The organism is Vibrio sp. HS-50-1, from assembly GCF_024747315.1.
GTDB lineage: Bacteria > Pseudomonadota > Gammaproteobacteria > Enterobacterales > Vibrionaceae > Vibrio > Vibrio diabolicus.
In genome coordinates this window covers 1-11,209 of sequence record NZ_JAMPZF010000002.1, presented here as the reverse complement: position 1 = coordinate 11,209, position 11,209 = coordinate 1, and the positions used below count along the sequence as shown (strand labels likewise).

At 44.4% G+C, this 11,209-nt stretch carries 5 protein-coding genes, 1 tRNA gene, 1 rRNA gene and 1 riboswitch; of the genes, 3 read left to right on the top strand and 4 right to left on the bottom strand.

What is annotated here, in order from left to right; genetic code table 11:
• Window positions 1–1,782 (top strand): PglL family O-oligosaccharyltransferase, encoded by a 1,782-nt coding sequence (locus tag NDJ01_RS01915; RefSeq protein WP_258586151.1) that lies wholly within the window; start codon window positions 1–3, stop codon window positions 1,780–1,782.
• 59 nt (window positions 1,783–1,841) lie between these two features.
• On the opposite strand, the gene NDJ01_RS01910 is transcribed toward NDJ01_RS01915, so the two are convergent.
• The gene (locus NDJ01_RS01910) at window positions 1,842–2,963 is read right to left on the bottom strand and encodes an alanine--glyoxylate aminotransferase family protein (protein ID WP_258586150.1); all 1,122 of its coding nucleotides are present in this window, start codon (window positions 2,961–2,963) and stop codon (window positions 1,842–1,844) included.
• Between the two features lie 220 nt (window positions 2,964–3,183).
• Window positions 3,184–3,362, top strand: a riboswitch (Lysine riboswitch).
• A 101-nt stretch (window positions 3,363–3,463) separates the two neighbouring features.
• Here NDJ01_RS01910 and lysC point away from each other — a divergent pair.
• Entirely contained in the window at window positions 3,464–4,816 is a 1,353-nt protein-coding gene (gene lysC / locus NDJ01_RS01905; RefSeq protein WP_042523508.1) for a lysine-sensitive aspartokinase 3, read from the top strand.
• Between the two features lie 86 nt (window positions 4,817–4,902).
• Here lysC and metH read toward each other — a convergent pair whose 3' ends face one another.
• Window positions 4,903–8,583 carry a methionine synthase gene (gene metH / locus NDJ01_RS01900; RefSeq protein WP_258586149.1) on the bottom strand — a complete coding sequence of 1,227 codons (3,681 nt, stop codon included), beginning with the start codon at window positions 8,581–8,583 and terminating at the stop codon, window positions 4,903–4,905.
• A gap of 191 nt (window positions 8,584–8,774) precedes the next feature.
• Between metH and NDJ01_RS01895 the strand changes: the two genes are divergently transcribed.
• Entirely contained in the window at window positions 8,775–10,106 is a 1,332-nt protein-coding gene (locus NDJ01_RS01895) for a sodium:proton antiporter (protein ID WP_041852885.1), read from the top strand.
• A 766-nt stretch (window positions 10,107–10,872) separates the two neighbouring features.
• Here the strand turns inward: NDJ01_RS01895 and NDJ01_RS01890 are convergent.
• Together NDJ01_RS01890 and rrf are read right to left on the bottom strand one after the other, a co-directional pair.
• Window positions 10,873–10,949, bottom strand: a tRNA-Asp gene (locus tag NDJ01_RS01890).
• Window positions 10,950–10,995: 46 nt separating this feature from the next.
• Window positions 10,996–11,112: ribosomal RNA gene (gene rrf, locus NDJ01_RS01885) — 5S ribosomal RNA — on the bottom strand.
• Window positions 11,113–11,209: the final 97 nt, after the last annotated feature.

Below are 11,209 nucleotides of genomic sequence, written 5' to 3'. Positions count from 1 at the left end.
ATGGCTACTATACATGTAAGTGGAACAAAGCTTTCTCCCGAAAAAGTACAGGTTCCCCTCAATCGCAAGTTTCTCATTGCCTTGGCAACACTATTTGTGTTGGCAATGCACTTTTTCATGCCCAACCCCGGCGGTTCGGGGCTTTCGCTTTCGTTCAATGCGACAACTTGGATTGCTTTTAGCTTTGCATTGGGCATTGGGTGTTACCAACTCGCGAATAATCGAGTACTACGTTACTCAAAACTAACCATCGGCTTGTTCATTAGTGCTCTTATCATGACGGTGCCCATTCTGTACCCAAATGCGAATAGCAGTTTGGCAGCCAATAAGCTCATTGGCCTGTGGTGTGGCATCCTGTTCTTTATTGTCTTACAACAATTTCATTTCAGTAATAAACATCGCCAACGCCTATTATGGTTCATTGTCCTTGCGGTTGTTATCGAAGCCATTTTTGGTCTGACACAATATCTGTATCTCAAACCAGGCAATCCGTTTGGTTACGACACGGTGGCCAATCGTCCTTATGGTATTTTCCAACAGCCTAATGTAATGGCCAGTTTTCTTGCGACAGGATTGGTGATTGCCAGCTATTTACTTGCACGTCAGCCTTACAAATACGACCGTAAGTTAAGCGATGTTTATCTTCTCTATGCCGTGCCAGTTTTAACCTTACCATTGATTGTGGCGTTGGCTTCACGCACTGGTTGGTTAGCATCGATCATCGCCGTTTTGTTGGTCATCCCATACATGTATCGCTTTGCAACCAAAGGGCGCTTTATCCGCTGGGTTACGTCGCTTGTCACTGGGCTCGCACTCTCAATTGTTGTCATGTATCTTGCCTTTCCTGATGGAAGCGGGTTAGCCGCAGAAAAAGTAAACATGGAGTCTCCTCGAGCGTATACTTTTCCGCAAACATTAGACATGGTGATTGAAAAGCCTTTTACTGGCTATGGATATGGCAAGTTTGAGTCTGAGTATATGCTGTATACGGCTCGTCAACACGCCCTAAATGAGAATTACCCAGCTGGTTTGCCAGCCATGGATCATCCGCATAATGAGCTACTTTACTGGGGAGTAGAAGGTGGCTTGCTGCCAATACTCGGTATCTTCTTAGCGATGGCACTGGTACTGTATCGAATCTATCAAGCCAAACGCGGAACTCGTCTTGCGTTGCTAGCCTTGTTTATACCTATCGTATTGCACTCACAACTGGAATACCCTTTCTACCACTCTCTCGTGCATTGGTTGATCTTCGTTATCCTGCTGTACTGGGTCGATCAGCGCGTCTCTCGTTATCGACAAGTCGGCTTTAGTAATGTGACCAAAAGCTTGCTGCGTGTTTTTAGTTTGGTACTTCCCGTTGCGTTTACGTTTTACATGGTAAGCGCATTGCATACGAACTATGTATTAACGAAGTTTGAGACCACTAGGCCAACTAACCCTGATATTCTGAATCAAGTCAGTAACCCTGTAGTTTGGAAAGACAGGTTTGATTGGGATGTCTATAGCACGTTTTTAAATATAGGGCTGTACCAACAAGACGCAGCCTTGATTCAGCCTTATATCGATTGGTCGCTAAAAATCATCAAAGATAAGCCTCGCCCTGCATTTTATAATAATTTGATTTTGGCCTACCAAGGCTTAGATGACTCAAGTAAAGCGGAGCAAATTAGAGCTGAAGCGCAGTTTTTGTTCCCGAAGATTGATTTCAGTGACGTCAATTACCAACCACCTTCTCAAGCAATCTCTGCCTCACCAGCCCCCACTTCAGGAGCTGAGTAATAAATACAAAAAAGCGAAGGGATGACCTTCGCTTTTCTTTATCTCATTGCTGTATGATTTTATTCAGTGAGTGACTCTTCCAACGCTTTTAAGCACAGCGCAACGTTTTCAGATCGAGCGCCGTAACCCATTAAGCCAATACGCCACGCTTTACCAGCTAATGCCCCAAGGCCTGCACCAATTTCTAGGTTATAGGTTTCTAGCAAGTGAGCACGAACTTTTGCTTCATCAATTCCTTCAGGCACGTAAATCGCATTTAATTGTGGCAACCGATGGGCTTCGTCCACAACAAATTCAAAGCCTAACTTTTGTAAGCCATTTTTGAGTTTTTCATGCATCAGTTGGTGACGAGCCCAAGCGTTTTCTAATCCTTCATTTTTCAGTATCAATAAAGCTTCATGAAGCGCATACAAGCTATTAACTGGCGCCGTATGATGGTAACTACGCTTGCCTTCTCCACTCCAATACCCCAAAACTAAACTCTGATCGAGGAACCAACTCTGTACTGGTGTTGTTCTTGCTTGAATCTTTTCAATCGCGGCAGGAGAAAACGTCACTGGTGAGAGCCCAGGTACACATGACAAACATTTTTGACTACCAGAGTAAACCGCATCCAGTTGCCATTCATCCACTTTTAACGGCACACCACCAAGCGATGTCACCGCATCAACAATAGATAATGCATTATGCTGTTTCGCCAGCTTACCCAATGCTTGAGCATCACTGACTGCACCAGTTGAGGTTTCCGCATGCACAAAAGCAAGAATTTTTGTATCTGGGTGCTGTTCGAGTGCTTGCTCGACTTTATCAATGGAAACAGGCGTCCCCCATTCATCATCGACGATAACAACTTCACCACCAGCACGGACGACATTTTCGCGCATGCGTTCACCAAATACACCGTTACGGCAGACGATCACTTTGTCGCCTTTCTCGATCAAGTTTACAAAGCAGGTTTCCATCCCTGCACTACCTGCCGCTGAAACCGCAATAGTGAACTCATTGTCAGTTTGAAAGGCATACTTCAATAGCTGCTTGAGCTCATCCATCATACCGATAAACAGAGGATCAAGGTGACCTACGGTAGGACGGCTTAGCGCTTGTAACACTTGAGGATAAATATCAGAAGGACCAGGTCCCATTAAAATACGGTGAGGTGGAATAAAGCTTTGGATCGACATGTCAGCTCCTTGATTATCTTTTATCCTGAGCATTCTAAAAGTTCTATTCAATAACATGGCTCAGGTGTAGGGTTCTTCACCCTAATAGATTTTTCCTCTATCAGCAATTAGCCGTAAGTATGGAGGTCAAACCAGTGTCACAAAATCGTTAATAAAAAACACCATAAAGGTTGAAATATTGATTGACATTAAGGCCTCAAAACCGTTCAATGTTTGAGCTTTATGTAGAAGAGGAGCGCTACCCAGGTAGATGATTTGTGGAACCGCAATTCCAACACCAATCATTGAGGGGGAGTAGTGCCGAGGTAAGTCAAAGTTGCAGGGTTTGACTTGTCGGTTGAATTGGGCTGAATCCCATCAACTGTCATCAGCGCAGTCTGATGAAGGGCTTCTGAGGGTAAATTTTTCAAATAGCATTCTAAATACCTCTCTTTTTGCTCTGTTCCTTTTCTCACTAAACATTGGATGTACAATTTTTTAGGAAGTCGTGGGAGAACGCAGTGAGCGCATTTAACGTAGCTAAATTCGGTGGAACCAGTGTTGCCAACTTTGAGGCAATGAGTCGTTGTGCCACCATTATCGAAAACAATCCAAATACTCGCCTGGTCGTGAGCAGCGCTTGTTCTGGCGTCACCAACCTATTGGTGGAACTCGCCAATGGTGTACAGGATCAAACGCACCGTACTGAGCTGCTGCAAAATCTGGCCAATATTCATGACGCCATTTTAACTCAGCTCGAAGACAGCACGAAAACTGCTGCCGAGGTGTATGGTATATTAGATACCGTAACCAGCCTGGCCGAGGCTGCATCTATCCAAGCTAGTGCGAAGTTAACCGATCATTTAGTCGCATGTGGTGAACTCATGTCGACGCACATTCTAACTCAGTTAATGTGTGAGCGAGGCATTCAAGCAGTGCGCTTTGATATCCGCGATGTGCTGCGTACTGATGACAACTTTGGTCGCGCGGAGCCAAACATTGAAGCAATTTCGACGCTTGCGCAAGATAAACTCGTACCACTTTGCCAACAATCCGTTGTTGTTACTCAAGGCTTCATAGGATCTGACGAAGCAGGTAATACAACAACACTAGGTCGAGGAGGCAGCGATTACAGCGCCGCCTTAATTGCTGAGAGCGTCAAAGCGGCAGGGTTAGAAATCTGGACTGATGTTCCGGGCATCTACACAACAGACCCGCGAATTGCGCCAAAAGCCTCACCAATTCCCGAGATCAGCTTTAGTGAAGCTTCAGAAATGGCTAACTTTGGCGCTAAAATCCTTCACCCTTCTACGCTAGTACCCGCATTGCGCCACGACATTCCGGTATTTGTAGGGTCATCGAAAGAGCCAGAAAAAGGGGGAACTTGGATTCGCCACCAAGTCGAAAGCTCACCGTTGTTCCGTGCGCTAGCTTTGCGTTGTAACCAAACCATGGTAACGCTACGCAGCGCCAACATGTTCCACGCATACGGCTTCTTAGCAAAGGTCTTTGAGATCCTTGCAAAGCATAAGATCTCGGTCGATTTGATCACGACATCTGAAATCAGTGTATCGTTAACACTTGATCAAACTGATACCTCTGGCGGAGCACCACAGCTGCCGCAAGCTGTACGAGAAGAGTTAGAAGAGTTATGTAAGGTAGAAGTTGAACATGACCTATGCCTCGTTGCTCTCATTGGTAACAACATGAGTGAGAGTAAAGGCTACGCGAAACAGGTTTTTGGCACGCTAGAAGATTTTAACCTACGCATGATTTGTTATGGAGCTAGCCCTCACAACTTATGCTTCTTGCTCCATGAATCGGTATCGAAACAAGCCATACAAAAACTCCACACCGAGTTGTTTGAGAAGTAAGTTCAACTCAATAAAACAAAGGGCTGCGTATCTGCAGCCCTTTGTTGTTTCAATAGTTGTTACATTTGAACGAGGTAAACATCAATTTAACCGTTAATATTTGGCCCTAACCATTTTTCAGCCTCGATCCTATCCCACCCTTTGCGATCGGCGTAGCTCTCTAGCTGATCTTCTTGGATCTGTGCGATCGCAAAGTAACGTGAGTCAGGATGAGAGAAATACCAACCAGAGACTGACGCGCCCGGATACATTGCATAGCTGGAGGTTAGAGTCATGCCAATATTCTCTTCCACATTAAGTAGCTCCCAAAGCGGTCCTTTTTCAGTATGCTCAGGGCATGCTGGATAACCCGGCGCAGGGCGAATACCTTGGTATTTTTCACGAATGAGATCATTGTTAGATAAATCTTCATCCGCAGCATAACCCCAAATTTCTTTACGGACACGCTCATGCAAATACTCAGCAAACGCTTCGGCTAGGCGATCCGCCACCGCTTGAATCATAATTGCGTTGTAATCATCTCCCTGTGCTTTGTATTCATCAGCAAGCTCTCGTTCACCAATACCACCAGTGACAGCAAATACCCCTATCCAATCATGTTTACCCGACTCTTTAGGTGCGATGTAGTCAGATAAACAATAGTTGAATCCTTTTGGTTTCTCAGTCTGTTGACGCAAGTTACGCAGTACTTTCACAACGTCGGTACGAGTTTCATCAGCATAAACTTCAATGTCGTCCCCCACGCTCGCAGCAGGGAATAAGCCACACATTCCACGCGCTTTTAACAGGCCTTCTCGCTCAACTCGATCAAGTAACTCGTTGGCATCTTCGAATAAACGTTTTGCTTCTTCACCAACTTCTTCATGTTGGAAAATTGTTGGATACTTACCCACAAGTGACCAAGTCATAAAGAATGGTGTCCAATCGATGTATTGACGTAATATAGCCACATCAAAATCATCGAAGATATGAATACCAGGCTTAACAGGCACTGGAGGAGTGTAAGCTTCCCAATCGATCGCAACTTTATTCGCTCGAGCCGCTTCTAATGTCACTGGTTTGGTTCTCGGTTTCTTTCGATTATGTTGATCACGTACTCGTTCGTAATCAGCTTCAAGTTTTTCAACAAATTCAGGGCGACGTTCATCTGACAATAGAGAAGTACATACGCCCACCGCACGTGAGGCGTTATTCACGTAAACAACTGGATGCTTGTAATTTTGCTCAATCTTAACTGCTGTATGGGCTTTTGACGTTGTTGCGCCACCGATGAGAAGAGGTAAGTTAAAATCGAGACGCTCCATCTCTTTGGCAACATGCACCATTTCGTCTAATGAAGGCGTGATCAACCCTGACAAACCAATAATATCGACGTTCTCTTCTTGCGCTACTTTTAAGATCTTTTCGCAAGGAACCATGACACCAAGATCGATAATTTCGTAGTTATTGCACTGCAATACAACGCCTACGATATTTTTCCCGATATCGTGTACATCACCTTTTACCGTCGCTAACAAGATCTTACCGTTTGTTTGTCCCACCTGCTTTTCTGCATTGATGTAGGGCTCGAGATGCGCTACCGCTTGCTTCATCACTCGGGCAGATTTTACGACCTGAGGAAGGAACATTTTACCTTCACCAAACAAGTCTCCGACGACGTTCATCCCATCCATGAGTGGGCCTTCAATCACCTCTAATGGCTTTGAAGCATTGACACGAGCCTCTTCGGTATCATCAACGATGAACTCAGTTATTCCTTTCACTAACGCGTGCTCTAAACGCTTTTCAACAGGCCAAGTTCTCCACTCAAGTGCAGAGGCATCCTCCTCTTTACCGACTCCTTTGCCTGCGTATTCCGCCGCGATATCTAACAACCTCTCAGTGGCATCATCACGACGGTTAAGAACGACATCTTCCACTGCCTCACGCAGTTTTTCAGGCACGTTATCGTAGATTTCTAACTGACCCGCATTCACAATCCCCATATCCATACCATTTTTAAAACAGTGATAGAGGAACACCGCGTGAATCGCTTCACGCACATAGTTATTACCGCGGAAAGAGAATGAGACGTTAGAAACCCCACCCGAGATCATCGCGTGTGGTAAATCACGTTTGATATCGCCAACGGCTTCAATGAAATCCACCGCGTAGTTATTATGCTCCTCGATACCCGTAGCAATGGCAAAAATGTTTGGGTCAAAAATGATGTCTTCTGGTGGAAAGCCCACTTCATCAACGAGAATTCGGTAAGCGTTGGTACAAATTTCAACTTTGCGCTCACGTGTATCTGCTTGCCCAATCTCATCAAACGCCATCACAATCACAGCCGCACCATAACGGCGAATCAACTTAGCTTGTTCAACGAATTTCTCTTTGCCTTCTTTGAGAGAGATCGAGTTAACAATGCCTTTGCCTTGGATGCACTTAAGACCGGCTTCAATAACCTCCCACTTGGAAGAGTCGACCATGATTGGTACTTTTGAGATTTCAGGTTCTGACGCACAAAGGTTTAAAAATCGAACCATACAAGCTTGTGCATCCAACATGCCTTCATCCATGTTGATATCGATAATTTGAGCGCCATTTTCAACTTGTTGACGAGCCACATCGAGCGCTTCATCGTACAGCTCTTCTTTAATCAAGCGCTTAAAACGCGCAGAACCGGTTACATTAGTACGCTCACCGACATTGATAAATAAAGAGTCTTTATCAATCGCGAGCGGCTCTAGGCCAGACAAACGACAAGCGACGGGAAGGTCAGGTAATTGACGAGGGGCGATATTTTCAACCGCGAGTGCCATTTGGCGAATGTGCTCTGGAGTTGTTCCACAACACCCACCAATCAAGTTTAAAAAGCCACTTTGAGCCCACTCTTGAACATGCTTAGCCATATCTTCTGGCGATAAATCGTATTCGCCGAATGCATTCGGAAGCCCGGCATTTGGGTGAGCGGAAACAAAAGATTCTGATATACGCGAAAGCTCTTCAACATAAGGACGAAGCTCATCTGGGCCCAGCGCACAGTTCAAACCAAACGAAATCGGTTTAACATGACGTAATGAGTTGTAAAACGCTTCTGTAGTTTGACCTGATAATGTTCTACCGGAAGCATCGGTAATAGTCCCCGAGATCATCACTGGTAACTCAATACCCATCTCTTCAAACACACTTTCAACAGCAAATGAACAAGCCTTAGCGTTAAGAGTATCGAAGATGGTCTCGATAAGAATAAGGTCAGAACCACCTTTAATCAGCGCTCGAGTCGATTCAGAGTAAGCCTCAACTAACTCGTCGAAAGAAACATTTCGATATCCAGGGTCGTTTACATCAGGAGAGATAGAACAAGTGCGGTTCGTCGGCCCTAAAACCCCTGCGACATAACGCGGTTTATCGGGTGTTTTTGCGGTCCATTCGTCTGCAACTTCACGTGCAAGCTTGGCAGCAGCAAAGTTAATTTCTTCACTTAGGCTTTCCATCTCGTAGTCAGCCATCGCAATGGTTGTTGCGTTAAACGTGTTGGTTTCGAGAATATCTGCACCCGCTTCTAAATATGCAGCGTGAATTTCCTTGATAAGTTGAGGCTGACTTAGAACCAACAGGTCGTTGTTACCTTTTAGATCACAATGCCAATCCGCAAAGCGCGTTCCTCGATAGTCTTGCTCTTCAAGTTTGTATCCCTGAATCATGGTTCCCATACCACCATCAATCAAAAGAATACGTTGCTTCAATTGAGCTTCAATCTGTTGTCTTACGTTACTTCCCACAGTACAGCCTCATTCCTTTAGTTATCTTTCCATCCTATCACACAAACTTCAGGAGTCTAGACGTCTAAACGTGGAATTAATGATTATTTTATCTCCTTCTTAACTTACAAAATAATCGCGAAAAAATGTTTGCTATTTAAGCAGCATCAGTCGAGAATCCCATTCATAAAATGTTACAAATAGAGAGCTCTATGTCGGTCTATCATACTTTATGTTTTCTATCCGCAGCTGCAATGCTAATCGCTTTTGTAAACAGCAAGATAGGAAAGATGCAAACCACCATTGCGATTACCGCAGGTTCAATGGTGCTTTCACTTCTAATCTTAATTGCGGGTCAAAACAACTGGTTCCATCTCACCGAAATTGCGACGGAGACGGTCACAAGGATCAACTTCGAAGATTTCTTGCTCAAAGGCATTCTTGGCTTCTTACTATTTGCGGGTGGATTAGGCATCAAACTCCCGAACCTTAAAGATCAAAAGTGGGAGATCACTGTTTTAGCCCTTGGAGCCACCCTGTTTTCCACTTTCTTTATCGGGTTTGCGCTCTACGGATTCTGTCAGTTAATTGGCATCCAATTTGATTTAGTCTACTGCTTACTTTTCGGTGCACTTATATCGCCAACTGACCCAATCGCTGTACTGGCTATAGTTAAAAAGCTCGATGCTCCCAAACGTATCTCCACCCAGATTGAAGGAGAGTCGCTCTTCAATGACGGCTTCGGTTTGGTTATCTTTGTCACTCTATTTACGATTGCATTTGGTACTGAGGCACCAACTGTAGGTAGTGTCACCTTACTCTTCATCCAAGAAGCTATCGGTGGTATCACTTATGGTTTCGTACTCGGTTTGCTATTCCACTACTTAATCAGTGCCACCGATGATCACTCAATGGAGTTATTACTTACCATTGGTGTCCCAACGGCAGGTTACGCATTTGCTGAATACATCCATGTATCAGGACCATTAGCGATGGTTGTATCTGGTATTATGATTGGCAACTGGACACGTTTTATTGGCTTTTCAAAAGAGAGTGAAGATCACCTTGACCACTTTTGGGAGCTCGTCGATGAGTTCTTGAATGGCGTGTTATTCCTACTGATCGGTATGTCGATGCTGCTATTTGAATTCCACAAAGAAGACTGGATCATGATGGCTATATCAGTCCCTCTTGTACTAGCAGCTCGCTATCTAAGTGTATTTCTTTCTTACATAGGCTTTAAACGTTACAGAAAATATAACCCGTGGTCAGTACGTATTTTGACGTGGGGCGGTTTACGCGGAGGCCTGGCACTAGCGATGGCACTTTCTATTCCATCAGGTATTTGGGTGATTCAAGATAAGTTAATCGATGTAAAAGAGATTATTCTTGTAATGACCTACTCCGTCGTTGTTTTCTCTATCCTCATTCAAGGCTCAACAATCACCCCAATGATTGAAAAAGCAAAAGATGAAGAGAAGAAAATGGAAGAGAACAACCAAGCAATAACCACTCCGGAGCATACGGAGCCAGTGGACTCTTAAAGACACGTAACTTAATAGATAAAAAAGCAGCTATCTAGCTGCTTTTTTCATATCTAATCTTCGGACTCCCCTTCAAGAATAGAACGCTTGTTACTCTTTGATATACAGTTAAATATCCGAATAATCGTCACGCTACGGTGTCATAGATATTAACTATTGCCGATAGATAGTATCCATAGAGGGAGTCTTTTAGTTTAAGCATTTTCATCATCACTTCTCTTCCCTTGGCAATATAGGCTCCTCGCAAACATCAAAGCTAAACTTTCACAATACTTAGCAATGAGCGAGTTTATATTTTTATGAGAAAGAGACATTTAGGGTGATTGCGTTCAGAACCCAAACGGGTTAGCAACCTCACCGAGATAAAACTGAGCTAGTATTCAGGTAGATCAAAGCCTTAACGGAAGTTTAGACTCCTCACTCTTGATCTCAGTGAAACTAAACTTGTATTCAAAGTCGTCCTATTTTCAAAATTGGAACAAGTGACACCTCAAACAATTAAACTCTGTCACATAACTAGATTTTCTAATATCGAGTAAAAGGAGCTTTGGTAAGCGCAAAGGCTCAAAACTAGAGTTAGGTATCGGAATAAAGCTAAGACTAAGTCACAGAATTACGTGTCAGCTCGTCATGGCAGGGCTTAGAAAGCATAGCGAGAGAAGAGCCTGCCTCTCGATGCAAGGTTTCAATATGGAAATGGGGTTAAGGTAAGTCGGGTAACCAAAACGAAAAAAGCCCCAGTCTTTCGACTGAGGCTTAATATAAGTGGCGGAGTGGACGGGACTCGAACCCGCGACCCCCGGCGTGACAGGCCGGTATTCTAACCAACTGAACTACCACTCCGCAGTGGTATCACTCGCTTGTAATCAGCAAGTGTCCAAAATTTAAAGCCTGGCGATGTCCTACTCTCACATGGGGAAGCCCCACACTACCATCGGCGCTATTTCGTTTCACTTCTGAGTTCGGCATGGAAATCAGGTGGGTCCAAAACGCTATGGTCGCCAAGCAAATTCTTTATCAATTTGCTCGCAAATTCAAACGCACTTTAGTGCGGCCCTTTAGGGTGAGATTTGCTTGCAAATCGAATAATTCGGAAAGCTGTT